Annotated in this window: 25 protein-coding genes and 2 tRNA genes; 14 read left to right on the forward strand and 13 right to left on the reverse strand. The window is 70.3% G+C overall.

The window, feature by feature from the left end:
• Positions 1 to 63: 63 nt before the first annotated feature.
• The 3 genes from PV396_RS28370 to PV396_RS28380 all read right to left on the reverse strand — a co-directional run bounded on the left by PV396_RS28370 (position 64) and on the right by PV396_RS28380 (position 3,557).
• On the reverse strand, positions 64 to 414 hold the full coding sequence (locus PV396_RS28370) for an FmdB family zinc ribbon protein (protein WP_319209258.1): 351 nt from the start codon (positions 412 to 414) through the stop codon (positions 64 to 66).
• A 69-nt stretch (positions 415 to 483) separates the two neighbouring features.
• Entirely contained in the window at positions 484 to 1,761 is a 1,278-nt protein-coding gene (locus tag PV396_RS28375) for an MFS transporter (RefSeq protein ID WP_319209259.1), read from the reverse strand.
• 230 nt (positions 1,762 to 1,991) lie between these two features.
• Positions 1,992 to 3,557, reverse strand: a complete 1,566-nt coding sequence (locus PV396_RS28380; RefSeq protein ID WP_319209261.1) for a potassium/proton antiporter — start codon at positions 3,555 to 3,557, stop codon at positions 1,992 to 1,994.
• A 199-nt stretch (positions 3,558 to 3,756) separates the two neighbouring features.
• On the opposite strand from PV396_RS28380, the gene PV396_RS28385 reads away from it, so the two are divergent.
• Entirely contained in the window at positions 3,757 to 6,513 is a 2,757-nt protein-coding gene (locus tag PV396_RS28385; RefSeq protein WP_319209263.1) for a penicillin acylase family protein, read from the forward strand.
• A 63-nt stretch (positions 6,514 to 6,576) separates the two neighbouring features.
• Here the strand turns inward: PV396_RS28385 and PV396_RS28390 are convergent, their stop codons facing one another.
• Positions 6,577 to 7,185: a 5-formyltetrahydrofolate cyclo-ligase gene (locus tag PV396_RS28390; RefSeq protein WP_319209265.1), complete on the reverse strand. Its 609-nt coding sequence runs from the start codon at positions 7,183 to 7,185 to the stop codon at positions 6,577 to 6,579.
• Between the two features lie 110 nt (positions 7,186 to 7,295).
• On the opposite strand from PV396_RS28390, the gene galU reads away from it, so the two are divergent.
• The 9 genes from galU to PV396_RS28435 all read left to right on the forward strand — a co-directional run bounded on the left by galU (position 7,296) and on the right by PV396_RS28435 (position 13,754).
• Positions 7,296 to 8,198, forward strand: coding sequence for a UTP--glucose-1-phosphate uridylyltransferase GalU (gene galU, locus PV396_RS28395; RefSeq protein ID WP_319209266.1), 903 nt, complete (start codon positions 7,296 to 7,298; stop codon positions 8,196 to 8,198).
• Positions 8,199 to 8,203: 5 nt separating this feature from the next.
• Positions 8,204 to 9,526 (forward strand): gephyrin-like molybdotransferase Glp, encoded by a 1,323-nt coding sequence (glp, locus tag PV396_RS28400; RefSeq protein ID WP_319209267.1) that lies wholly within the window; start codon positions 8,204 to 8,206, stop codon positions 9,524 to 9,526.
• Between the two features lie 82 nt (positions 9,527 to 9,608).
• Entirely contained in the window at positions 9,609 to 10,091 is a 483-nt protein-coding gene (gene moaC, locus PV396_RS28405) for a cyclic pyranopterin monophosphate synthase MoaC (protein WP_319209269.1), read from the forward strand.
• Positions 10,088 to 10,642 carry a MogA/MoaB family molybdenum cofactor biosynthesis protein gene (locus tag PV396_RS28410; protein ID WP_319209270.1) on the forward strand — a complete coding sequence of 185 codons (555 nt, stop codon included), beginning with the start codon at positions 10,088 to 10,090 and terminating at the stop codon, positions 10,640 to 10,642. Before moaC ends, PV396_RS28410 begins: the two co-directional genes overlap by 4 nt.
• A gap of 26 nt (positions 10,643 to 10,668) precedes the next feature.
• Positions 10,669 to 11,274: a GNAT family N-acetyltransferase gene (locus PV396_RS28415; RefSeq protein ID WP_319209359.1), complete on the forward strand. Its 606-nt coding sequence runs from the start codon at positions 10,669 to 10,671 to the stop codon at positions 11,272 to 11,274.
• Positions 11,275 to 11,283: 9 nt separating this feature from the next.
• Complete coding sequence (locus tag PV396_RS28420; protein ID WP_319209272.1) at positions 11,284 to 11,418, forward strand: hypothetical protein; 135 nt, start codon at positions 11,284 to 11,286, stop codon at positions 11,416 to 11,418.
• A gap of 42 nt (positions 11,419 to 11,460) precedes the next feature.
• Positions 11,461 to 12,717 (forward strand): gephyrin-like molybdotransferase receptor GlpR, encoded by a 1,257-nt coding sequence (gene glpR, locus PV396_RS28425; protein ID WP_319209273.1) that lies wholly within the window; start codon positions 11,461 to 11,463, stop codon positions 12,715 to 12,717.
• A gap of 139 nt (positions 12,718 to 12,856) precedes the next feature.
• Positions 12,857 to 12,930, forward strand: a tRNA-Ala gene (locus PV396_RS28430).
• Between the two features lie 122 nt (positions 12,931 to 13,052).
• Entirely contained in the window at positions 13,053 to 13,754 is a 702-nt protein-coding gene (locus PV396_RS28435; RefSeq protein WP_319209275.1) for a hypothetical protein, read from the forward strand.
• Between the two features lie 98 nt (positions 13,755 to 13,852).
• Here the strand turns inward: PV396_RS28435 and PV396_RS28440 are convergent, their stop codons facing one another.
• The 5 genes from PV396_RS28440 to PV396_RS28460 all read right to left on the reverse strand — a co-directional run bounded on the left by PV396_RS28440 (position 13,853) and on the right by PV396_RS28460 (position 16,142).
• The gene (locus PV396_RS28440; protein ID WP_319209277.1) at positions 13,853 to 14,248 is read right to left on the reverse strand and encodes a hypothetical protein; all 396 of its coding nucleotides are present in this window, start codon (positions 14,246 to 14,248) and stop codon (positions 13,853 to 13,855) included.
• A 145-nt stretch (positions 14,249 to 14,393) separates the two neighbouring features.
• Entirely contained in the window at positions 14,394 to 14,957 is a 564-nt protein-coding gene (locus PV396_RS28445) for a snapalysin family zinc-dependent metalloprotease (protein ID WP_319209279.1), read from the reverse strand.
• 221 nt (positions 14,958 to 15,178) lie between these two features.
• Positions 15,179 to 15,253, reverse strand: a tRNA-Trp gene (locus PV396_RS28450).
• Positions 15,244 to 15,381 carry a hypothetical protein gene (locus tag PV396_RS28455; protein WP_319209281.1) on the reverse strand — a complete coding sequence of 46 codons (138 nt, stop codon included), beginning with the start codon at positions 15,379 to 15,381 and terminating at the stop codon, positions 15,244 to 15,246. The genes PV396_RS28450 and PV396_RS28455 overlap by 10 nt, the downstream gene beginning before the upstream one ends.
• A gap of 158 nt (positions 15,382 to 15,539) precedes the next feature.
• Positions 15,540 to 16,142, reverse strand: a complete 603-nt coding sequence (locus PV396_RS28460) for a TetR/AcrR family transcriptional regulator (protein WP_319209284.1) — start codon at positions 16,140 to 16,142, stop codon at positions 15,540 to 15,542.
• 216 nt (positions 16,143 to 16,358) lie between these two features.
• Here PV396_RS28460 and PV396_RS28465 point away from each other — a divergent pair, with 216 nt between their 5' ends.
• Positions 16,359 to 17,225 (forward strand): alpha/beta hydrolase, encoded by an 867-nt coding sequence (locus tag PV396_RS28465; protein ID WP_319209286.1) that lies wholly within the window; start codon positions 16,359 to 16,361, stop codon positions 17,223 to 17,225.
• 171 nt (positions 17,226 to 17,396) lie between these two features.
• Here PV396_RS28465 and PV396_RS28470 read toward each other — a convergent pair whose 3' ends face one another.
• Entirely contained in the window at positions 17,397 to 17,990 is a 594-nt protein-coding gene (locus PV396_RS28470; protein ID WP_319209287.1) for a TetR/AcrR family transcriptional regulator, read from the reverse strand.
• 167 nt (positions 17,991 to 18,157) lie between these two features.
• Positions 18,158 to 19,225 (reverse strand): alkene reductase, encoded by a 1,068-nt coding sequence (locus PV396_RS28475; RefSeq protein WP_319209289.1) that lies wholly within the window; start codon positions 19,223 to 19,225, stop codon positions 18,158 to 18,160.
• A gap of 184 nt (positions 19,226 to 19,409) precedes the next feature.
• Between PV396_RS28475 and PV396_RS28480 the strand changes: the two genes are divergently transcribed.
• Together PV396_RS28480 and PV396_RS28485 are read left to right on the forward strand one after the other, a co-directional pair.
• The gene (locus PV396_RS28480) at positions 19,410 to 20,720 is read left to right on the forward strand and encodes a sensor histidine kinase (RefSeq protein WP_319209290.1); all 1,311 of its coding nucleotides are present in this window, start codon (positions 19,410 to 19,412) and stop codon (positions 20,718 to 20,720) included.
• Positions 20,681 to 21,352 (forward strand): response regulator transcription factor, encoded by a 672-nt coding sequence (locus tag PV396_RS28485; RefSeq protein WP_319209292.1) that lies wholly within the window; start codon positions 20,681 to 20,683, stop codon positions 21,350 to 21,352. Before PV396_RS28480 ends, PV396_RS28485 begins: the two co-directional genes overlap by 40 nt.
• 25 nt (positions 21,353 to 21,377) lie before the next feature.
• Here PV396_RS28485 and PV396_RS28490 read toward each other — a convergent pair whose 3' ends face one another.
• On the reverse strand, positions 21,378 to 21,857 hold the full coding sequence (locus tag PV396_RS28490; protein WP_319209294.1) for a GNAT family N-acetyltransferase: 480 nt from the start codon (positions 21,855 to 21,857) through the stop codon (positions 21,378 to 21,380).
• Positions 21,858 to 21,925: 68 nt separating this feature from the next.
• Between PV396_RS28490 and PV396_RS28495 the strand changes: the two genes are divergently transcribed.
• On the forward strand, positions 21,926 to 22,729 hold the full coding sequence (locus PV396_RS28495) for an exodeoxyribonuclease III (protein WP_319209296.1): 804 nt from the start codon (positions 21,926 to 21,928) through the stop codon (positions 22,727 to 22,729).
• 148 nt (positions 22,730 to 22,877) lie between these two features.
• Here PV396_RS28495 and PV396_RS28500 read toward each other — a convergent pair.
• Positions 22,878 to 23,532 (reverse strand): VCBS repeat-containing protein (locus PV396_RS28500; protein WP_319209297.1); only part of this gene is annotated, 655 nt, incomplete at its 5' end.

A 23,532-nucleotide genomic window follows, 5' to 3' on the forward strand; every position in this document is an offset into this window, starting at 1 on the left:
GCGGAAACGCCGAAGACCCCGTCGTCGTACGACGACAGGATCATCTATGGCGGGAGGCGGTGCCTACGCGGCCGAGCTGGTGCTCGACGAGCTGCTGGAGCCCGAGGAGGAGCTGCTGGACGACGAGGACGAACCGGACGACGAGGAGCTCGACGAACTCGACGACGAGTCCGAGGACGACGACGTCGAAGAAGAGGCCGTCGACGGCTTCGACGCGGGCGCGCTGCTCGACGAGGAGCCGCGGCTGTCGTTCCGGTAGAAGCCGGAGCCCTTGAAGACGATGCCGACCGCGGAGAACACCTTCTTCAGGCGGCCACCGCAGGTGGGGCACTCGGTCAGGGCGTCGTCGGTGAACTTCTGCACCGCTTCAAGGCCCTCGCCGCACTCGGTGCACTGGTACTGGTAGGTCGGCACTGTGTCTTCCTCCTGGCACTCTCACTCGATGAGTGCTAACGACGGTCCAGTGTGACGTATTCCCGGGGATCAGTCCACTGTCACCGGCACGCGGTGATGGACGCCACGTGTCACGGTCCGGCTCGCGGGGTGGGTGGTCGCCCCTGGCGCGAGCCGTGACCGCAGGGTCAGGAGGGTCGCGAGGGCGAGCAACGTGCCCCCCATGGGCACCAGGAACCCGGCGCCGTCCCAGAGGCTGTCCTCCAGCCGGCCGGCGACGGTGACGGCCGCCGCCTGACCGAGGGCGACCGAGCCGGTCAGCCAGGTGAACGTCTCGGTGCGGGCGCCGGCCGGGACGAGACCGTCGACGAGGGTGTAGCCGGTGATCAGCGCGGGCGCGACGCACATGCCGACGAGGAGGCCGAGTCCGGCCAGCGCCGGCACGGACTCCGCCGTCCACAGGCCGGAGGCGGTGACCGCGAGGGCCGTGTACCCGACGACCAGGCGCCGCTGCGGGGCCATGCGCCAGGCGACGGCGCCGCAGACCAGGCCGGAGAGCATGTTGCCGGCGGCGAAGACCCCGTACAGGACGCCGTTGAGGCCGGGGTTGCCGGTGGACTCGCTGAACGCGGCCAGGGAGACCTGCATGCCGCCGAAGACGGCCCCGATGCCCAGGAAGGCGACGATCAGGACGCGTACGCCGGGCACGCGCAGGGCGGAGACGCGCTCCACGCGCGCGTGCGGTCCGCCGAGCGGGCCGACGGTGGCGACGGGCGGCTGGGTGCTCTTCTGCGCGGCGAACAGGAGGCCGCCGAGGAGGGTCAGCGCGGCCTCGGTGACCAGGCCGGCCGCCGGGTGGACGGCGGTGCACAGGGCGGTGGCGAGGAGCGGGCCGAAGACGAAGGTCAGCTCGTCCGTGACGGACTCGAAGGCGGCCGCCGTCGGCATGAGGGGCGAGTCCTGGAGCTTCGTCGCCCAGCGGGCGCGCACCATGGGGCCGATCTGGGGCGTGGAGGCGCCGGTGAGCACCGCGGCGGCGAAGAGGGTCCACAGGGGGGCGCCGGTGAGCGCCAGCGCCGTCAGGGTGAGGCCGGCCAGGGTGTGCAGGGTGACGCCGGGGACGAGGACCGCGCGCTGTCCGTGGCGGTCGGCGAGACGGCCCCCGTAGGGCGCGCACAGGGCCATGGAGACGCCGGTGACGGCGGCCATGGCGCCCGCGGTCCCGTACGAGCCGGTGGTGTGCTGGACGAGCAGCACGATGGAGATGGTGAGCATCGCGAACGGCTGTCGCGCGGCGAAGCCGGGGAGCAGGAACGTCCAGGCGCCGGGGGTGCGGAGCAGCTGTCCGTAGGTGACCGTGGATGCCACGGCCCATGCCTTTCTGCCGCCTGGTGGCACGGCCCCCTTGCATGCGGGCGGCGCCGAGAGCTGTCCTCTTGCGCGGACTGCGGTAGATGCCAGCGCCCCCGCAGAGGATGTCCCGGCCGCCATACGGTCGCGCCAGCTCTGCTTCAGACAGAGTTGGTTCGATCAGGGTGCGCCTTCACTGTACAGGGCGTTCGGGTGAGTGGGCCTCTGAAAGGAAGCAGCGAGCTTCGTCACGCCTTTGCTCCATTGCCGCCCGTCCCGAGCCACTGCGCCAGCTTGCCGCCCTGTCCGACGGCCCGCAGCCGTCGTTCCGTCGCGTCGCGGACCGGGTCGGTGGTCACCACGAGGAGTTCGTCGCCGCGGTGCAGGATGGTCGTCGGCAGCGGAACGAACGATTTTTCATCGCGGACGACGAGGGTGACCCCGGCGCCCGGCGGCAGCCTCAGCTCGCCCACCTCGACGCCGTGCATCTTGGAGCCCTCGGGAATCGCGACCGACAGCAGATGCCCATGCAGCCGCTCCAGGGGCGCGGACTCGATGCCGAGGTCGGCGGCCTCCGCGCCCTTGCCGAGGCGCAGTTCGCGGGCCAGCCAGGGGAGCGTCGGGCCCTGGACGAGGGTGTAGACGACGACCAGGACGAAGACGATGTTGAAGATGCGACGGCTGTCCTCGACGCCGCTCACCATGGGGATCGTCGCCAGGATGATGGGCACCGCGCCGCGCAGCCCGGCCCAGGACAGCAGGGTCTGCTCCTGCCACGGGACCCGGAACGGCGTGAGACTGACGATCACGCTGAGCGGGCGCGCGACCATGGTCAGGGCGAGCCCTATGACGAGCGCGGGCCAGATGTCGTCGCCCATCTCGTGCGGGGTGACCTGGAGGCCGAGCAGCACGAACATGCCGATCTGGGCGATCCAGCCGAGCCCGTCGGCGAAGCCCCGGGTGGCCGGCCAGTGCGGCAGCTTGGCGTTGCCGAGAACCACGGCGGCCAGGTAGACCGCGAGGAAACCGCTGCCGTGGGCCAGTGCGCCGGCGGCGTACGCGGTGACCGCGATCGCCATCACGGCGATGGGGTAGAGGCCGGAAGCGGGCAGGGCCACGTGTCGCAGGCCCCAGGCACCGAGCCAGCCGACCGTGATGCCTATGGCCGCGCCGATGGCCAGTTCCAGGACGATGACGCCCAGCAGCTTGTACCAGTGCTCGACCGGGCCCGCCGTGGACAGCGAGACGACCAGGATGACCACTGGGGCGTCGTTGAAGCCCGACTCGGCCTCCAATGTGCCCGTCACGCGCGCGGGAAGGGGGATTTTGCGCAGGACGGAGAACACCGCCGCCGCGTCCGTGGAGGACACCACCGCGCCGATGATGAACGCCTGCCGCCACTCCAGCCCGACCAGGTAGTGCGCGGCCGTCGCCGTGACCCCCACGCTGACCGCGACTCCCACCAGCGCCAGCGTCGAGGCGGCGGGGAGGACCGGTTTGATCTCCTTCCACTTCGTGCCGAGTCCGCCCTCGGCCAGGATCACGACCAGGGCCGCGTACCCGATGACCTGGGTCAGTTCGGCGTTGTCGAAGTGGATGTCGCCGATGCCGTCCTGGCCCATGGCGATTCCGATCCCCAGGTAGACGAGCAGGCTGGGGAGCCCGCTGCGCGAGGAGATCCGAACCGCTGCCACAGCGACGAGGAGGACGAGCGAGCAGACGAGCAGGAGCTGGTTGAGGTGGTGGACAGTCAGCGGGCCGTTCCCTTCCTGGGCCCGGGCGCGGCACGCGCGCGGGTCACGTACATCGGACACGAAGTGAGGCCACCGCGTACCCAAGTACTTTGTTACCTTACCTAACTCTTGACGATTTCTTGACGCTTCCAGAGGCATGATCGAACGCCCGTCCGTTCGCGTACCCGACTCCGCGTCAAGTCGCGTCGGGCCCTGCGCCTATGGTTGCTCCAGCACTCCAGTACCGCCTGCCGCTCGCGTTAGGACAGCAAGGACAGCGATGCCCCCCACCACCACCAGCTCTTCCGGACACAAGCCGGGCAAGTCCGGCAGGAAGAAGGGGCGCAGAGCCCGACTGTTCGTAATCGTCCTGGTTCTGGCGATCATCGGCGGCTTCGCCTACGGCGCGTACTGGTCCGTCAGTACCGTCCGGGCCTCCTTCCCGCAGACCAAGGGCTCGATCTCCCTCCAGGGCCTGTCGGGGCCCGTCGACGTCAAGCGCGACAGCTACGGGATCCCGCAGATCTACGCGTCCTCCGACGAGGACCTGTTCATGGCGCAGGGCTACGTCCAGGCGCAGGACCGGTTCTACGAGATGGACGTACGCCGTCACATGACGTCGGGCCGGCTCTCCGAGATGTTCGGGAAGGGGCAGGTCGACAACGACGAGTTCCTGCGCACCCTGGGCTGGGACCGGGTGGCCAAGGAGGAGTATGACAAGACCCTGTCGCCCGCCACGAAGAAGTACCTGCAGGCCTACGCCAAGGGGGTCAACGCCTACCTCGACGGCAAGGACGGCGCGGACATCTCCCTGGAGTACGCGGCCCTCGGGTTCGAGAACGACTACAAGCCGCAGGCGTGGACCCCGGTCGACTCGATCGCGTGGCTGAAGGCGATGGCCTGGGACCTGCGCGGCAACATGCAGGACGAGATCGACCGCTCCCTGCTGACCAGCCGCCTCGGTCCGAAGCAGATCGCCGACCTGTACCCGGAGTACCCGTACGGCCGGAACAAGCCGATCGTGCAGGAAGGCGCCTACGACGCCGCGACGCAGACGTTCGTGCAGGGCGGCAGCGCCGCGAGCACGCAGTCGGCGTCCTCGGGTGCGTCCGGAACCTCGGCCGCCGACTCCGCGGCCTACCAGAGCCAGCTGGAGGGCCTCTACCGGGTCCTGGACGACGTCCCGACGGCCGTCGGGGTGAACGGCAACGGCATCGGCTCCAACTCCTGGGTGGTCGCGGGCGCCCACACCATCACCGGCAAGCCGCTGCTCGCCAACGACCCGCACCTGTCGCCGTCGCTGCCGTCCGTCTGGTACCAGATGGGCCTGCACTGCCGCAGCGTCTCCGCCAAGTGCCAGTACGACGTCTCCGGTTACACCTTCGCGGGCATGCCCGGTGTGATCATCGGACACAACGGCAGCATCGCCTGGGGCATGACCAACTCGGGCGCCGACGTCACCGACCTCTACCTGGAGAAGCTCTCCGGCGACGGCTACCTGTACGACGGCCGGACCAAGCCGTTCGTCACGCGCGAGGAGACCATCAAGGTCGCGGGCGGCGCGTCCAAGACGATCGTCGTCCGCGAGACCGACAACGGGCCCCTGCTGTCCGACCGTGACGACGAGCTCGTCAAGGTCGGCAAGAAGGCCACCGTCGACGCCGCGGCCCCCGACCGGGGCGACGGCTACGGCATCGCGCTGCGCTGGACCGCGCTGGAGCCCGGCACCTCCATGGACGCCGTCTTCCTGATCGACAAGGCGTCGAACTGGACCGAGTTCCGCAAGGGCGCGGCCTCCTTCGACGTGCCCTCGCAGAACCTCGTCTACGCGGACACCACGGGCAACATCGGCTACCAGCTGCCGGGACGCATCCCCACGCGCGTGGCGGGCGACGACGGCTCGGTCCCGATGCCCGGCTGGGACTCGAAGTACCGCTGGAAGGGCTACCTCAAGCAGGCCGAGCTGCCCTTCGAGTTCAACCCGAAGCGCGGCTACATCGTGACGGCCAACCAGGCCGTCGTCGACCAGACCAAGTACCCGTACACGCTCACCAAGGACTGGGGCTACGGCACCCGCAGCCAGCGCATCGCCGACCTGATCACCTCGAAGATCAAGGGCGGCGGCAAGATCTCCACCGACGACATGCGTCAGATGCAGCTGGACAACAGCAGCGAGATCGCCAAGCTGCTGGTGCCCAAGCTGCTGGCGATCGACGTCGACGACAAGTACGTCCGTGAGGCGCAGAAGCTCCTCGTGGGCTGGGACTACACCCAGGACCCCGACTCGGCCGCGGCGGCCTACTTCAACTCGGTCTGGCGCAACATCCTGAAGCTCGCCTTCGGCAACAAGCTGCCCAAGGAGGTGCGGGTCAAGGGCCAGTGCCTGTACGTCAGGCCGGTGAACACCACCGGCCCCGCCGACGCGGACCAGCCGGTGCTCGAGTGCGGTCAGCGGGACGCGGACCAGGCGCAGCCGGACGGCGGCGACCGCTGGTTCGAGGTGGTCCGCAAGATCATCAACGACGAGAACAACGACTGGTGGAGCACGCCGAAGACCCGCACCGAGAAGGCCGCCACCAACCGCGACCAGCTGTTCCGGCGCGCCATGATCGACGCCCGCTGGGAGCTGACCGCCAAGCTCGGCAAGGACATCGACACCTGGAGCTGGGGCAGGCTGCACCGCCTGTTCCTGAAGAACCAGACCCTGGGCACCGAGGGCCCCGGCTTCGTGCAGTACATCCTCAACCGCGGCCCCTGGAAGCTCGGCGGCGGCGAGGCCACCGTCAACGCGACCGGCTGGAACGCGGCAGGCGGCTACGGCGTCGTCTGGGTGCCGTCGATGCGGATGGTGGTCAACCTCGGCGACCTCGACAAGTCGAAGTGGATCAACCTGACCGGAGCCTCCGGGCACGCCTTCAGCGACCACTACACCGACCAGACGAGCGACTGGGTCAAGGGCGAACTGCTGGACTGGTCCTTCACGGACAAGGCGGTCGACGACAGCACGAGCGACACGCTGGTCCTGAAGCCGTCATGAGCACGCGGTAGTCCCCGAGTCCCATACCGGCCCTCCACGCACGCGTGGAGGGCCGGTTCCGCTTCAGGGGCGGGTACGGAACCTGCGTACCCCCGACGGGGTGACCACCGCGTGCACCGGCCGGTCGTGCGGCTCGGCGGGGACCCGGGGGACGACCTCGGAGTCGTAGAGCAGCACGACCAGGGCCGGATCGGCGCCCGCGCGCTCCAGGCGGGCCAGCACCCGGTCGTAGGAGCCGCCGCCGCGTCCCATGCGCAGCCCGCGGTCGTCCACGGCGAGGCCGGGCAGCAGGACGGCGTCGGCGCTCGTCACGGCGTCCGCCCCGAGGCGGTCGCCGGCCGGCTCCAGCAGGGCCATCCGTCCACCGTGCCGCACCTCCACGAGGGAGCCCTCCCCGTCGTACGTGCCCCAGTCGAGGTCGTTGTCCGGGAGGAGGACCGGCAGCAGTACCCGCACCCCGCGCGCGTGGAGGGTGTCGAGGAGCGTGCGGGTGCCGGGTTCGGTGCCGACGGAGACGTACGCGGCCACCGTGCGCGCGTGCGCGAGTTCGGGCAGGTCGAGTGCGCGGGCGGCCAGCGCCGTCGCCGCCTCCTGGACGCCGGCGGCCGTCAATCCGCCTCGCACCGCGAGGAAGTCACGCCGCAATGTCCGCTTGTCCGGCTCTGCCCCCATGGCTCTCCCACTATCGTTTCCGGTGCTCTCATGTGCTTCATATGCCGATATGAGTGTCAGTTGATCCAAGCCACAGAATCAGCCCAAAGGCACCGGTTAAGGTTGCCCGCATGACTGAGTCGCACCCCAGGATCAGCAAGGCTGTCATCCCCGCAGCAGGCCTCGGCACCCGGTTCCTGCCGGCCACCAAGGCCACTCCCAAGGAGATGCTGCCGGTCGTCGACAAGCCGGCGATCCAGTACGTGGTCGAGGAGGCCGTGTCCGCCGGCCTCGACGACGTCCTCATGATCACAGGACGCAACAAGCGTCCCCTCGAGGACCACTTCGACCGCAACTACGAGCTGGAGTCGGCTCTTCAGAAGAAGGGCGACCGAGCGCGACTCGCCAAGGTCCAGGAGTCCAGCGACCTCGCGACCATGCACTACGTCCGCCAGGGCGACCCCAAGGGCCTCGGGCACGCCGTCCTGTGCGCCGCCCCGCACGTCGGCCACGAACCCTTCGCCGTCCTCCTCGGCGACGACCTCATCGACCCCCGCGACCCCCTCCTCAAGCGCATGGTCGAGGTCCAGGAACAGCACGGCGGCAGCGTGGTCGCCCTCATGGAGGTCGCCCCCGAACAGATCCACATGTACGGCTGCGCGGCCGTCGGGACCACCGACGACGGCGACGTCGTCAAGGTGACCGGCCTGGTCGAGAAGCCGGAGGCCGCGGACGCCCCGTCGAACTACGCGATCATCGGCCGCTACGTCCTCGACCCGCACATCTTCGGCATACTCCGCCAGACCGAGCCCGGCCGCGGCGGCGAGATCCAGCTCACCGACGCCCTCCAGCAGCTCGCCCAGGACGAGAAGGTCGGCGGGCCCGTGCACGGCGTCGTCTTCAAGGGCCGCCGCTATGACACCGGGGACCGTGGCGACTACCTGCGTGCCATTGTCAGACTCGCATGCGAACGTGAAGACCTGGGCCCGGACTTCCGGACCTGGCTTCGCAGTTACGTAGCCGAGGAGATGTAGCAACGTTGACCAGCGCCGCGCCCCGCACCACCGGCCAGGACCACCTGTGGTCGGTGGACGAACACCTGGAGGACATCCTCGCGACCGTCCGCCCCCTCGAACCCATCGAGCTGCAACTCCTCGACGCGCAGGGCTGCGTCCTGGTCGAGGACGTCACGGTGCGGGTCTCCCTGCCGCCGTTCGACAACAGCTCCATGGACGGGTACGCGGTCCGGGTCGCGGACGTCGCGGGCGCGAGCGAGGAGTACCCGGCCGCCCTCACGGTGATCGGCGACGTCGCGGCCGGCCAGGACGGACTGCTCCACGTGGGCCCCGGCCAGGCCGCCCGCATCATGACCGGCGCCCCCCTGCCGCCCGGCGCCGAGACCGTCGTCCCCGTGGAATGGACCGACGGGGGCCTCGGCGAGGGACCCGTCACCGGGATGCGCGCCCGCAGCACCGACCCCGACGGCGCCCAGGGCCAGGTGCGCGTGCACCGCCCCGCCCCGGCACGCGCGCACGTGCGCGCACAGGGCAGCGACGTCCGCTCCGGCGACCGCGCCCTCGCCGAGGGCACCATCCTCGGCCCGCCGCAGATCGCCCTGCTCGCCGCGATCGGCCGCGGCACCGTACGCGTGCGCCCGCGCCCGCGCGTGGTCGTCATGTCCACCGGCAGCGAGCTGATCCAGCCCGACGAGAAGCTCGGCAGCGGCCAGATCTACGACTCCAACAGTTTCGCCCTCACCGCCGCCGCCCGCGACGCCGGGGCGATCGCCTACCGCGTGGGCGCGGTCGCCGACGACGCCGAGACCCTCCGCTCCACCATCGAGGACCAGCTCGTCCGCGCCGACCTCGTCGTCACCACCGGCGGCGTCAGCGTGGGCGCCTACGACGTCGTCAAGGAAGCCCTCTCGCACGTCTCCGACGAGGACGAACCCGGCGCAGGCGTCGACTTCCGCAAGCTCGCCATGCAGCCCGGCAAACCCCAGGGCTTCGGCACCGTCGGCCCCGACCACACCCCGCTGCTCGCCCTGCCGGGCAACCCGGTGTCGTCGTACGTCTCCTTCGAACTGTTCGTGCGCCCCGCGATCCGTGCCCTGATGGGCCTCACCGACATCCACCGGCCCACGACCAGAGCGGTCCTGGACGCGGACAAGGCGCTGACCTCGCCTTCCGGGCGCCGCCAGTTCCTGCGCGCCAAGTACGCCGACGGCCGGGTGAGGCCCGTCGGCGGCGCCGGATCCCACCTGATCGCGGCTCTCGCCCACGCCGACGCGCTGATCGTCGTACCCGAGGCACAGGAGTCCGTGGAGCCCGGCGCCGAGGTCGAGGTCGTCCTGCTGGGCTGAGCGGCGGGCGGGGGCGGCTGAAGGGCGTGCGTGGGGAGTACCGTGTCGCGCACAACAGGCCCGACCGGGAGCGCCGCAGCACATGAGTACGCAGGACGAACGACTGACGCACATCGACGAGACGGGCGCCGCCCGCATGGTCGACGTGTCCGGCAAGGACGTGACCGCCCGCACCGCCCGCGCCAGCGGCCGGGTCCTCGTCTCGCCCCGCGTGATCGAACTGCTGCGCGGTGAGGGCGTCCCCAAGGGAGACGCCCTGGCCACCGCGCGGATCGCGGGCATCATGGGCGCCAAGCGCACCCCGGACCTCATCCCGCTCTGCCACCCGTTGTCGGTGTCGGGTGTGAAACTGGACCTGTCGGTCGCGGACGACGCCGTCGAGATCCTGGCCACCGTGAAGACGACGGACCGCACGGGCGTCGAGATGGAGGCCCTCACGGCGGTCTCGGTCGCCGCGCTCACCGTGATCGACATGGTCAAGGCGGTCGACAAGGGAGCGGTCATCACGGACGTACGGGTGGAGGAGAAGACCGGCGGCAAGTCGGGCACCTGGAGCAGGTCATGACACCGGCGCGGCCCGTCGAGCCGCCGACCGGGGGCGCCCTGCTCGCGCCCTACGCCGCCATGGTCGTGACCGCGTCCAACCGCGCGGCGGCGGGCGTCTACGAGGACAAGGGCGGCCCCCTGGTCGCGGCGGGCCTGGAGAAGTTCGGCTTCGCCGTCGACGGACCGTGGGTCGTGCCCGACGGCGACCCGGTGGAGAACGCCCTGCGGGCCGGTGTCGAGGCCGGGTACGACGTCATCCTCACCACCGGCGGCACCGGCATCTCGCCCACCGACCGCACTCCGGAGGCCACCCGCGCGGTGCTCGACCAGGAGGTCCCGGGCATCGCCGAGGCGATCAGGGCGTTCGGCAGGGACAAGGTGCCCACGTCGGCGCTGTCGCGCGGGCTCGCCGGAGTCGCGAAGGGCACGCTGATCGTCAATCTGCCGGGCTCCACCGGCGGGGTGAAGGACGGACTGACCGTCCTGGAGCCCCTGTTGAAGCACGCAGTCGACCAGATCCGGGGCGGCGATCACCCCAGACCCGGCAAGACCAGCGGGGGTGCGAGCTGAACAGCCCGTCCTGGCCCGTGGAGCTGGTGGAAGGCGATGTCGTCCTCCGGCCCGTCAGGCTGCGCGACCAGCGGACCTGGCGTGAGATCAACCGGCGCAACCGGGACTGGCTGCGCCCCTGGGAGGCGACGATCCCGCCGCCGACGCCCAGCGGCCCGATCGCCCACCGGCCGACCTACCGCCAGATGGTCCGCCATCTGCGCGCGGAGGCGAACGCCGGCCGGATGCTGCCGTTCGCCATCGAGTACCAGGGGCAACTGGTCGGGCAGTTGACGGTCGCCGGCATCACCTGGGGCTCGATGTGCTCGGGCCACGTCGGCTACTGGGTGGACGAGGCCGTCGCCGGGCGCGGCGTGATGCCCACGGCGGTCGCACTGGCGGTCGACCACTGCTTCCGTACGGTCGGACTGCACCGCATCGAAGTCTGCATTCGCCCCGAGAACGGGCCGAGTCGTCGGGTCGTGGAGAAACTCGGATTCCGCGACGAGGGTCTCAGACCCCGCTATCTCCACATCGACGGGGCCTGGCGCGACCATCTCGTCTTCGCGCTCACCGCGGAAGAGGTGCCGGAGGGGTTGCTGAGCCGCTGGCAGCGGGCACGATCCCAGAGGACGCCGCGGAATCCAGCATAAATTGAATAAGTGTTCGAAATAATCGAGCGGGGCCCGTTGTCGATCGACTTGGGGGGCCAAATGGGCGCCCTCGATGACCCGCTGATCGCATCGATCACAAAAAAAGCTCGAAATATCAGCCAGATCGTGCGACACACCGGCTGAATTGGCAGATGGCCTCACGCAAACCCCTCTACCGTGTGAGGCGTGAGCAGCAGCGGCCTCATCTACGCAGTCATTGTCGGGGCCTGGGCCGCCTACTTGGTGCCGATGTGGCTCCGTAGGCAGGACGAGCTGAACGAGGCTCGTCCGACGGAACGCTTCAGCACCGCCATCCGGCTCCTGTCCGGACGGGCGGGCATGGAGCGCCGGTACGCCAAGGACCTGCGGGCGCGCTCCACCGACGAGGAGGAGCACAGCGCCGTGGACCCGGAGGGTGTCACCGACTCGGTGGACGTCCGGGCCTTCGCCATGCCCCCGACCCGGGCCCAGGCAAAGGTCCAGGTGCAGGCACAGGCCCAGCAGGAGCAGTCGTCGGCGCCGGCGCAGGAGCAGCCGAGAGCGCCCAAGCGCGAGCAGCAGCAGGCGCAGGCCCACGCGTCGGCTCCGGCGAGGGAACGGCGGCGCGAGCGCGTACCGGCGGCTCGCCGTAGCGCGGGCACCTCGGCGGAAGCCGCCGCGCGCGCCCGGCGCTCAAAGGTGCTCGCGCGCCGGCGGCGTACGACGGTCATGCTCTTCTTCGCCTTCACGCTCGGCGCGATCGTCGCGGCGGTCGGCGGACTCGCCCTGCTCTGGGCCCCCGCCGTCCCGGCGATCATGCTGAGCGGATACATCGCCTATCTGCGTACGCAGGAACGGCGCCGTTTCGCCTACCACATGGACCGGCGCCAGGCCGAGCTCGCCGCCCAGCGACTGCGCGAACGCCAGCCCCGTCGGCGGCCGTCCACCGACCCGGGCGCCGAGGAGCAGGACGAGCACCCGGAGCCGGAGACCGACCCCGGCCTGTCCGCGCTCGCCGCCGACCGGCGTGCGCTCGTCGAGCAGACCGATCACGCCGAGTGGGTCGACCAGCAGCGCGAACGCCAGCGCCGTCCCGGCCACGGCGACAGCTGGGACCCGGTCCCGGTACCCCTGCCGACGTACGTGACCGCACCGGTCGCCCCCCGAGCGACTTCCGAGGTGGACCTCGGCGCACCGGACGCCTGGAGTTCGGCGCGGTCCAGCACGGTGGGCCGCGAGTCGGAGTCGCCGGCGGACGAGTCGACGGTGACCGAGGACAAGACGGACGCGGAGCCGGACCTGTCCTCGGGGCCGGAGTCCGACACGGACGCCGACGCGGACGACTCGGACGGCCGCACCGACGCCCGCCGCGCGGCCTCCGCCCGCCGGGCCCGCGAGCGGGGCCGCACACCGCTGTTCGACCAGTACGAGGGCGGCGAGCGGCCCCGGGCGGCCAACGAGTAGCGAGCGGCACACGGTTGCGCCGGCGCTGTTCCCGGCCGCCGTCCGGCCAGGTGAGGGCGCGTGCGGCGACCTCGACCGACCAGCGCGGAACGGATTTCCGAGCACCCGGATCGGGATGCTAGAGTTTCACTCGTTGCAAGGGCCTGTGGCGCAGTCTGGTAGCGCACCTCGTTCGCATCGAGGGGGTCTGGGGTTCAAATCCCCACAGGTCCACCGCAATACCGTTGGCGAGCTGGTCAACGGATCAAGATCCCGTCCAACTCTCGGAGTTGGACGGGATTCTTGCATGTGCGGCTCGGTCACCCTGGAGCTGCCCATTCCGTATCGTGCGAGGCGTGAACCTCGAGAGTCCGCTGCTCCGCAGGGCGCTGATCGCCGCCGGCTGGATCGTCCTCGGCCTGCTGGGGCTGTTCGACGTGTTCGCCAACGGGCAAGTGCCCGACCCCCACGGGACGACCCTGCTGCCGATGGTGTCCGGGCCGCTCGTCTGCTTGGCGCTGCTGTGGCCTGCTCGTCGGCCGAACCTGCAGGTACGTGCCGGGCTTGTCGCCGGCGGCTCGCTCGTCCTCACGGCTGTGATCGTCACCTGGGCGGGTCCGGACAGCAACGGTACGTTCGGGCTTCTGGAGAGCGCCGCTCTGCTGGTGCTGCTCTCCCGTGCGGTGGGGGCGGTGCCGCGGCCGAGGACCGCGGCGGCTGTTGCGGCGGCACTGGCTGTGGCGGGCATCGCGATCCCGCTGCGCCTGCTGCCGGCGGACATCCACTACGACAGCGACGGCGCCATCACGGGATCACTGCTGATGACGCTCGCCGTTGGCCTGGCTCTCGCCTGGGGCCTGCGGGCCCGGCTGCTGGAGGACCGGCGCAACCGCGACATCGCCGCCGTGCGTCAGGGTCAGCGCCTGGAACTCGCCCACGACCTGCACGATTTCGTCGCCCACCACGTCACGGACATCATCGTCCAGGCCAATGCCGCGCTGGCCCTTCAGCACACCGCGCCCTGCGCGAGCGCGTCGAAGCGGTGGAAGGCACACTGACCGCCGCCCCCACCGACGACCTTCTCGACCGGCGGCGGACACCCCCGCGAAGCCGACCTCCGTGTCAATGGACAAGGCTGTCCAGACCGCTCGATCCATCACCGCGTAGTTGCCTCACGGTCGGTGGAGCTCCGGCGGCCCTCAGAAAACGTTCTTGTCATCTGTGCGGAGTTTGTGGGTGTGCGGGTCCGGCAGGGTGAGGGGTCGGCCCGGGGTGGGCCACGGCAGGGGGCGCCGGCGGTGTCGAAGGCCTGCTGGACGTGGTCGCGGTCTTCGGTGTAGTGCGCCCAGCCCTCGGCGTGCACGGCCACCACGAGGGGGTCGCCGAGGCGGCGGAGGGCCTCGACGGCCTGGACCGCGGTCAGCGACTGTCGTATGTCACCGAGTTCCTCGAAGCCGGCCGCGCCCAGGTGCAGCAGCGCCACGTCGACGCGGTGCCGGCCGGCCAGATCGCTCATCGCGTCCAGGTCGACGGTGTCACCGGAGACGTACACCGTCGGTGCCGACCCGTCGTCGGTGTGCAGGAGGAAGCCGGTGACCGGACCGGTGATGGCCGGGCGGGGACCGCGGTGATGTTCAGCGGCGTACGGCCCGGCTTCGGCAGGGTCCGGGTCTGCCAGGGCCCGGCGACGACCTGCCCTACCGTGCGGCGAGTGCGGAAGAAGCCCACCAAGGGACCCGGTCGCCGACGTCGTTGGCAGCGAAGAAGTCCGTGACGGCCGCCTTCTCCGCGGCGTCGGGCTGAACGTTGACGCAGTCCGATCCGCCCCAGGCGCCGGACATCACCTTGGAGCACGGGCTCCCCGGACCCAGGTCGGGAAGCGACAGGATGTGCCCGAGTTCATGGACGACGATGCGAGAGGGCTTGTACAGCTGGGCGTCCCCGACTTCCAGGTAGACCCAACCCCGGCCCGCGCCCTTGATGTTGACGTGGGACTGCACGCCCCTGGCCGTCTTGTACTCCATGACCCGCAGCGCCGCCGGAGTGTCCTGCTCGACGAACCTGATCGACGGAACGGCCGTGTTCCAGATCTGGATCGCCTCACGGGCGGCCTCCGTGTAGGAGCCGGCCAGCAGCAGGTCGATCGGGATGACCTCCGGTGCCGGGTCGGCCGCGCCGGTCGCGTCGGCCGGAGTACTGACACCCAGCAGGGCGCCGGACGCCAGGATCGCCGTCGACAACAGATTCAGTGCTCGGGCCATGGGGGAGCCTCCATTCAAGTGTCAAAGGAGGCTAGGGAGTTCGGGTCCGGTCCTCAACACACCTTCAGGCCGGTTCCGTTCGAGGCCGTGGCCGGTATCCGGGGGCAACTTGTTCAGCCGCTGTAGCACGAACCGCAGAGCACAAGGCGGTCCTGGTCGTCCAGGAGCAAGTGGACACGGCAAGCCTGATCCCGGCCCACGACAAAGGCCGCAGACCCAGGCGGAACCGGCCGGATTCGAACCGGCGTCCTCGCGGTTTTGGAGACCGCGCGCGACGACCTCTGCGCTACGGCTCCGCCCTACCCGACATCGTACGAACTCCCGCTGCCGCGTTGGACGACGTGCGCCCGGTCTTGCTCGGCAGGGCGGCGATGGCTGCGGTGTTGCCGTCGGCGGAGGCGGCCCGCACCGCGCGCGAGATCACCGGGCCTCATGATCGCGCGCGAGATCATCGGGCCTCATGCGTCAAGGGCCGTGCCGCGTAGCGGCCTTGCTTCCGTACGAGGCCGACGGGGCCGGCGGCGCCGCCGGCGCGGCGTGGGCGGCGCGGAGGGTGCGCTCCCCGGCCCCCCTCCACGTCCGTCAGCGCGCCGCGCAGGTGCGTTCGTGGTCGACGTCCAGTAGCGCGAGGGCGTTGTGGATGCCCTGGTCGAGGACTTGGTCGGCGAGTTGGGGGTCGGCGAGGGCCCGGGAGAGCTGGAGTGTGCCGGCCATCATGGCGTACGAGCTGAGTGCCATGGCGCGGACCGAGAGCGGGTCGTGCGGCGCCATGCGCGCGGCGATGCCGTCGGCGATCACCAGCACGCCCTCGGTGTAAGCCTGCTTGGTCGGGTGTGTGCAGCGCCCGATCTCGTCGAGCAGGGCGGCGGAGGGGCAGCCGACGTCGCGGCTGTCACGGTGCCAGGGGGAGAGGTACCAGCGCACGATCTGTTCGAGGCCGGCGCGGCCCGGTTCCGCGTGCGCGACGATGGTCGCGTTCTGGGCGTGCAGCTGGTCGGCGATCGTGGTGGCCACGAGGTCGTCCTTGGACGAGAAGTGGGTGTAGAAGGCGCCGTTGGTGAGCCCGGCGTCCTTCATGAGCGCCGTGATGCCCGAGCCGTCGATGCCGTCCTCCTTGAAGCGGCGGCCCGCCGTCTTGATGATCCGCTGCCTGGTGGCCTGCTTGTGCTCTTTCCTGTATCGCACCCCACACACCCCTCTGCCGCCGGGAGGGCCACTCGCCTCCGTCGTCTCCTCCAATGTATTGCATTGTGAACGTAATTCAATAACTTCGTCTCGCTCGGCCCGTCCTCTTGCGAGCCCGATGAAAGTATGATCATACTTTAATTGTCGGCCTGGACCCCCTCTGGCCGCCGGCCCCGACTGCAGTCGCAGTCGGAAGACCTGGGAAAGGGCACGACCGTGAACGCACGCGAAACACGAGGTGACGTGGTGACGTCGTACAAGAACGCGCAGACCCGCACCGTCACAGCCGACGGAGTGACCTTCGCCTACCGAGACCTCGGCCCCCGCACCGGCATGCCGGTCATCTTCATCACCCACCTCGCCGCGGTCCTCGACAACTGGGACCCCCGGGTCGTCGACGGCATCGCCGCCAAGCACCGGGTGATCACGTTCGACAACAGAGGTGTGGGCGCCTCCACCGGCAAGACGCCGAAGACCATCGAGGAGATGGCCAAGGACGCCGTCACCTTCATCCGGGCGCTGGGCTTCGAGCAGGTCGACGTCCTCAGCTTCTCGATGGGCGCCATGATCGCCCAGGTGATCGCCCAGACCGACCCGCAGCTCATCCGCAGGCTGATCCTCGCCGGCACCGGTCCGGCCGGCGGCGAGGGCATCAAGAACGTCACCCGGCTGTCCGACTACGACACCCTCCGGGCACTGCTCACCTTCCAGGACCCCAAGCAGTTCCTCTTCTTCACCCGCACCCCGAACGGGATTCGGGCCGGCAAGGAGTTCCTGGCCCGTCTGAAGGAGCGCACCAGGGACCGCGACAAGGCCATCGCCCTCACCGCGTACAGGTCCCAGCTCAAGGCCATCCACCGCTGGGGACTGGCACAGCCGCAGGATCTGTCCGTCATCAAGATCCCCGTGCTCGTCGCCAACGGTGACAACGACAGAATGGTGCCGACGCCGAACTCGTACGACATGGACCGGCGACTGCCCAACTCCGAGCTGGTGATCTACCCCGACGGCGGCCACGGCGGCATCTTCCAGTACCACGAGCAGTTCGTGCCGACGGCTCTCGAGTTCTTCGGCCGGCCGTAGGGCCGCAGTGCGTCCGCGCTCGGGCCGAGAATGTTGACGCGGAGCCGTGGCACCGGGTGGGGTGGGCGGCTCTGGTCGCCTGTCTACGTGACTGGCCTGCCCGTCTCTCGGCCCTACGGCGCCGAGGCGGTTGTCGAGCCCGGCGCCGGCGTGCCGGCCCTGGTCAGGCGGTCACTCGGTCGGTACTGACTGGCAGCGCGCGACAGCGAGGACGTTCTCGATGCCCCGCTCGAGGACCTCGTCGGAGAACTTCCGGTCGGAGAGCGCGCGGGACAGCTGCAACGTTCCCACCGCCATGGTGTAGATGCCGATGGCCTGACCGCGGGCGGACTGCGGATCCCCCGGTGCCAGGCGGGCGGCGAGCTCGTCCAGGATGGCCCTGGCGCCGTCGGTGTAGGCGTCCTTGGCCCCGTCGCCGCAGCGGCCGATCTCGTCGAGGAGAGCGGCGCTCGGGCAGCCGTCGCCGGGGTTGTCCCGGTGCTGGGGTGACAGATACCCGCGGATGAGGTCCTCGAGTCCCTCGCGGCCGGGTCGCAGCGCGTCGTACTGCTCCACCTGTGTGCGCAGCTGCTCGGCGATGACGTTGGCGACGAGGTCGTCCTTGGACTCGAAGTGGGCGTAGAACGCGCCGTTGGTGAGTCCGGCGTCCGACATCAGCGTGGAGATGCCCGAGCCGTCGATGCCGTCCTGCTTGAACCTGCGGCCGGCCCGCTCGATGATCCGTTGCCGCGTCACCTGCTTGTGTTCCTTGGTGTAGCGCGCCACTGGGTCCTCCCTCGACTCCTCCGGGCCATTGCCAGGTATCCCCATCGTAATTTATGGTCTGGTGTACGTAATATTACGATCGGCAGGTAATGTCCGCTCGACCGTGCTGGTGCAGGCACGCCGAAGCGCCCGAGGACGGTGATCTCCTCGGGCGCCGGGTGCTCTGGTCAGGCGGTATGGGTGGGGTAGTCGGTGTAGCCGGCCGCGCCGCCGCCGTAGAAGGTGGCGGGGTCGGGGGTGTTCAGGGGTGCGCCGGCTCGTATGCGCTCGACCAGGTCGGGGTTGGCGAGTGCCATCGAGCCCACGGTGATGACGTCGGCGATGCCGTTGGCGATGTCCTTGGCGCGGGTGGCGATGTCGGTGCCGGCGCGGTTGAGGATCAGCGTGGTGGGCCACAACGCGCGCAGCGTGCCCAGGAGTTCCTCGTCGCCGCCGTGGGCGAGGTGCAGGTAGGCGAGGTCGAGGGGGGCGAGGGCGCGTACGAGGTGCGGGTAGAGCTCGTGGGTGTCGTCCTCGGTGAGGTCGCCGAGCTGGAAGGGGTTGCCGGGGGAGAAGCGGATGCCGGTGCGGTCGGCTCCGATCTCGTCGGCCACGGCGGTGGCGACCTCGACCGCGAAGCGGATGCGGTTGTCGAGGGAGCCGCCGTACTGGTCGGTGCGCTGGTTGGTGGTGGGGAAGAGGAACTGGTGGATGAGGTAGCCGTTGGCGCCGTGGATCTCGACGCCGTCGGCGCCTGCGGCGATGGCTGCCGCGGCGGCCCGCCGGAAGTCCTCGACCGTCGCGGCGACCTCCTCGGTGGTCAGCTCGCGCGGCTCCGGCATCTCCTGCATCCCGGAGGCGGTGAACATCTGGCCTGCCGGCTTGATCGCGGAGGGGGCCACGGGCTGGCGGTGGTGGGGGGTGTTGTCGGGGTGCGAGATGCGCCCGACGTGCATGAGCTGGATGACGATGCGTCCGTCGGCCTTGTGCACGGCGTCGGTGACCTTGCGCCAGCCGGCGATGTGCGCCTCGGTGTAGATGCCCGGGGTCGTCATATAGCCCTGGCCGTCGTCGGAGGGCTGGGTGCCCTCGGTGATGATGAGGGCGTGCGAGGCGCGCTGGGCGTAGTACTCGGCGTTGAGATCGGTCGGCACGCCGTCCGGGGTGGCCCTGCTGCGGGTCAGGGGGGACATCGCCAGACGGTGCGGCAGGGAGATCTTTCCGGCGACGGTCGGGGTCCACAGGCTGTCGAGCATGGGTGGTTCCTCAGATTGTGGGTGGCGACGCTCGCCCCTCGTCTTTTAACTTATGACCATAATATAACAGGTCGGGAAGTGCGCGCCGGGCAAGCCCGGCAGTGTCGGGGTAGGGCCAGCCATACCCTCGGCACGCCCACTGGGCCCATCGCCCGGTTCGCGGGTGCCTCCTACCGTGATCCGCATGCATCCGAAGAACGTGTGGCAGGCCATGGCCCGGCCGGGGTTTGTGTTGTCGTGGTGGCCCTGGCGGGCGGTCGCCTATCTGGTCAGCGGGGCGGTGACCGGATCCCTCGTCCTGGTGCTGGTCCTGCTCCTGGCGGTGACCGGCGTAACCCTCACCCTCGTGCTGGTGGGCCTGCCGCTGCTCGCCGCCCTCGCCCTGGCCGGGATACCCGTGGCCCGCGTCGAGCGGCTCAGGCTGCGGATCGTCGAGCCCGGGCCGGTGCCCGATCCGCATCGGACGCCGGTCGCGCCGGGGCTGCGGGCCTGGCTGGTGGTGCGACTGGGGGAACGGGCGACCTGGCGGGAGCTCGGACACACCCTGCTGTTCGCGGGGCTGCTGTGGCCCGTGGACGCCCTTGTCGTCGGCGTCGGGCTGTTGTTTCCCGTGTCCGTGATGGCGACTCCGGTGCTGATGGCCACCGTTGGCGACGGGCAGGAGGCCAAGGTGCTCAAGCAGTGGACGGTCACCGACTGGCCGACCGCCTTCGGCTGCTCGATCGGCGGACTGGCGCTGCTGGCCCTGGGCCTCTACGTGGTCGGGGTCGTCGCCGGGGCGCGGGCCGGGCTGACGCGTCTGCTGATCGCCGGGCGCGATGTCGAGCTGGGGGAGCGGGTCGTCGAACTCGCCCGCTCCCGCGTCCGGTTGGTCGACGCCTTCGAGGCGGAACGCCGGCGTATCGAGCGTGATCTGCACGACGGGGCCCAACAGCGCCTGGTCGCCCTGTCGGTGACGCTCGGGCTGGCCCGGCTGGACGCGCCGCCGGGGCCGCTCGCCGATCAGCTGGCCAAGGCGCAGGAGCAGGCGGGGAGCGCGCTGGAGGAGCTGCGGGAGCTGATCCACGGGATCCATCCCCAGGTCCTCGCGGACTACGGGCTCCAGGCAGCGGTGTCCGACGCGGCTGACCGGTCGGTGGTCTCCGTCGACGTCACGGGGTTCGACGTGCCCGGCCGGCTTCCCCGGGCCGTGGAGTCCGCCGCGTACTTCGTGGTCTGCGAGGCGCTCGCCAACGTGGACAGGCACAGCGGGGCGAGCCGGGCCGAGGTCGCCGGCGGCCACCGCGACGGCCGGCTCGTCGTCACCGTGCGGGACGACGGACGGGGCGGTGCGGACGCCGGCGGCGGCAGCGGGCTCACCGGGCTCGCCGACCGGGTGTCAGTGCTCGATGGCAGACTTTCCCTGTCCAGCCCGCCGGGTGGACCGACGTTGCTGCGGGTGGAGATTCCTTGCGAGTGGAGCAGGTTGACGGATCGAGCCCGGGGCTCCGCATAGTCCTTGCCGAGGACAGCGTGCTGCTCAGGGAGGGGCTCATCGGGCTGCTCACCCGCGTCGGGCACGAGGTCGTCGCGGCCGTCGGGGACGCGCAGGCGCTGCTCGCGGCGGTCGCCGAGCAGGAACCCGACGTCGTAGTGACGGATGTACGCATGCCGCCCGGCTTTCAGGACGAGGGGTTGCACGCGGCGGTGAAGCTGCGGGAGGCCCGGCCGGCGCTGCCCGTGCTGGTCCTCAGCCAGTACGTCCAGCGGGCCTACGCCGCCGAACTGCTCGACTCCGGCGACGGCACCGGGGTCGGCTATCTGCTCAAGGACCGGGTCGGCCAGGTCCAGGAGTTCGTCGACGCGCTGGACCGGGTCGCGGCCGGGGGTACGGTCGTGGACCCCGAAGTCGTACGTCAGTTGCTGCGCCGGCGGCGGGATCCGCTGGAGCGGCTGACCCCGCGTGAGCGCGAGGTGCTGGCACTGATGGCCGAGGGCCGGTCCAACGGCTCCATAGCCCGCGAGCTGGTGGTCTCCGAGGCGGCCGTCGGCAAGCACATCGGCGGCATTCTCACCAAGCTGGATCTGCCTCCGGCGGACGAGACACATCGCCGGGTGCTGGCGGTGCTCACGTTTCTGCGGGCCTGACCGGAAGGGGCTGCCGGGCGGGCCGCTACAGGCTCTTGGCGAAGCAGAGGCTTGCCTCGTGGTGGCGGTAGTAGCCGAACTTCGCGGAGGGTTCGTAGCCGCTGGAGGTGTAGAGGGCGATGGCCTCCGGCTGTCGGTCGCCCGTCTCCAGGACCATACGGGTGCGGCCGGCGGCGCGGGCGTCCTCCTCCAAGGCGGCGAGTATGCGGCGGGCCAGGCCGAGTCCGCGGGCCTCCTCGACGACGTACATCCGCTTCAGCTCGGCGTCGCCGGGCAGATAGCCTTCCTCGGACTCCTCGTCGTGGCCGCGCCAGCCGCCCGTGGCCACCGGTCGGTCCTGCTCGTCGTACGCGATCAGATACAGGCCGGACGGCGGGTCGAACATCGCCGGGTCGAGATGGGTGGCGTCGCCCTCGTCCTCGTAGCGGGCGGCGTACTCGGCCTGGACCTGGTCGTTGAGCTTGACGGCGTCGGGGTGGTCGAAGGAGACCCGGCGGATATTCATACCGCATAAGGTACATCTATGCATGTTGTCGTCGCCAGGCGTTTGCGTCCTGCGGGTATCGTGCCCGCGTGCTGACTGTCACCAGTGTGAATGTGAACGGACTCCGCGCCGCCGCGAAGAAGGGCTTCGTGGAGTGGCTCGCCGAGACCTCCGCCGATGTGCTGTGCCTCCAGGAGGTGCGCGCCGAACCGCAGCAGCTGCCGGAGGAGGTCCGCGCGCCCGAGGGCTGGTACGTCACGCACGCGCCCGCCGCCGCCAAGGGCCGCGCCGGTGTCTCCCTCTACACCCGCCGGGAGCCCGACCGCGTCCAGGTCGGCTTCGGCTCCGCCGAGTTCGACGACAGCGGCCGGTATGTCGAGGCCGACCTGCCCGGCGTCACCGTCGCCAGCCTGTATCTGCCGTCCGGTGAGGTCGGCACCGAGCGGCAGGACGAGAAGGTCCGCTTCATGGGCGAGTTCCTCGCCTACCTGAAGGGTCTGCGGGAGCGGGCCGCCGCCGACGGCCGCGAGGTCGTCGTGTGCGGCGACTGGAACATCGCCCACCAGCCCGCGGACCTCAAGAACTGGCGCGCCAACCAGAAGAACTCCGGGTTTCTGCCGGAGGAGCGCGAATGGCTCGGGCGCGTACTCGACGAGGGGGACGGCGGCTTCGTGGATGTGGTGCGCGCTCTGCACCCGGAGGTCGAGGGGCCGTACTCGTGGTGGTCCTATCGGGGGCGGGCCTTCGACAACGACTCGGGATGGCGCATCGACTACCAGATCTCGACGCCGGGGCTCGCCGCCAAGGCGGTCAAGGGGTACGTCGAGAGGGCGGCGACGCACGCCGAGCGCTGGTCGGACCACGCGCCCGTCACGGTCGTGTACGACCTCTGAGCCGGGAGCGCGATGGAACGCGGGGCGTCCCGGGCGGCGGTGTGTTCTCCGCCACCCGGGACGGGTGTTCCAGGGGTGGTTCCGGCCCTGGGTGCGCTCTGTCAGGTGGTTCCGGCGGGGCGCGCTCTGTCAGGTGGTCGCGTCCGGGTCAGATGGTCTTGGTGCGGTCCCAGGACCAGTCGCCGGCGCCCGAGTCCCAGACCTTGACCGGGTTGTTGAGGTCGGTGCCGGTGGAGGTGAAGGTCCACAGGGCGGAGTGGCCGCGTGAGTCGGCGGTGTTGGCGTACCGGTAGAAGGTACCGACGTCGGACTTGCCGTCACCGTTGAAGTCGCCCGCGATGAGGGCGGAGTTGTCCCAGGTCCAGGAGCCGTCGCCGGAGTCCCAGAGTTTGGCGGGGGCGTTGAAGCCGGTGCCGGTGGAGGTGAAGGTCCACAGGGCGGAGTGGCCGCGTCCGTCGGCGGTGTTGGCGTAGCGGTAGAGGACGGCTACGTCGGATTTGCCGTCGCCGTTGAAGTCGCCGGTCACGGGCTTGCTGTTGTCCCAGGTCCAGGAGCCGGCGCCCGAGTCCCAGACCTTGGCGGGGTTGTTGAAGTCGCTGCCGGTGGAGGTGAAGGTCCACAGGGCGGAGTGGCCGCGCCCGTCGGCGGTGTTGGCGTAGCGGTAGAGGACAGCCACGTCGGACTTGTCGTCGCCGTTGAAGTCGCCCGCGATGAGGGCGGAGTTGTCCCAGGTCCAGGAGCCGTCGCCGGAGTCCCAGAGTTTGGCGGGGGCGTTGAAGCCGGTGCCGGTGGAGGTGAAGGTC

Origin of the sequence: Streptomyces sp. ME02-8801-2C, assembly GCF_033793965.1 — a bacterium.
In the GTDB taxonomy this organism is placed as follows: Bacteria; Actinomycetota; Actinomycetes; order Streptomycetales; family Streptomycetaceae; genus Streptomyces.

Excerpts from the sequence above, each read along its gene's own strand:
- PV396_RS28480 (WP_319209290.1), top strand. The coding sequence starts at position 19,410 with ATGCATCCGAAGAACGTGTGGCAGGCCATGGCCCGGCCGGGGTTTGTG.
- moaC (WP_319209269.1), top strand. The coding sequence starts at position 9,609 with ATGAGTACGCAGGACGAACGACTGACGCACATCGACGAGACGGGCGCC.
- galU (WP_319209266.1), top strand. The coding sequence starts at position 7,296 with ATGACTGAGTCGCACCCCAGGATCAGCAAGGCTGTCATCCCCGCAGCA.
- PV396_RS28385 (WP_319209263.1), top strand. The coding sequence starts at position 3,757 with ATGCCCCCCACCACCACCAGCTCTTCCGGACACAAGCCGGGCAAGTCC.
- PV396_RS28410 (WP_319209270.1), top strand. The coding sequence starts at position 10,088 with ATGACACCGGCGCGGCCCGTCGAGCCGCCGACCGGGGGCGCCCTGCTC.
- PV396_RS28445 (WP_319209279.1), bottom strand. The coding sequence starts at position 14,957 with ATGGCCCGAGCACTGAATCTGTTGTCGACGGCGATCCTGGCGTCCGGC.
- PV396_RS28490 (WP_319209294.1), bottom strand. The coding sequence starts at position 21,857 with ATGAATATCCGCCGGGTCTCCTTCGACCACCCCGACGCCGTCAAGCTC.
- PV396_RS28475 (WP_319209289.1), bottom strand. The coding sequence starts at position 19,225 with ATGCTCGACAGCCTGTGGACCCCGACCGTCGCCGGAAAGATCTCCCTG.
- PV396_RS28390 (WP_319209265.1), bottom strand. The coding sequence starts at position 7,185 with ATGGGGGCAGAGCCGGACAAGCGGACATTGCGGCGTGACTTCCTCGCG.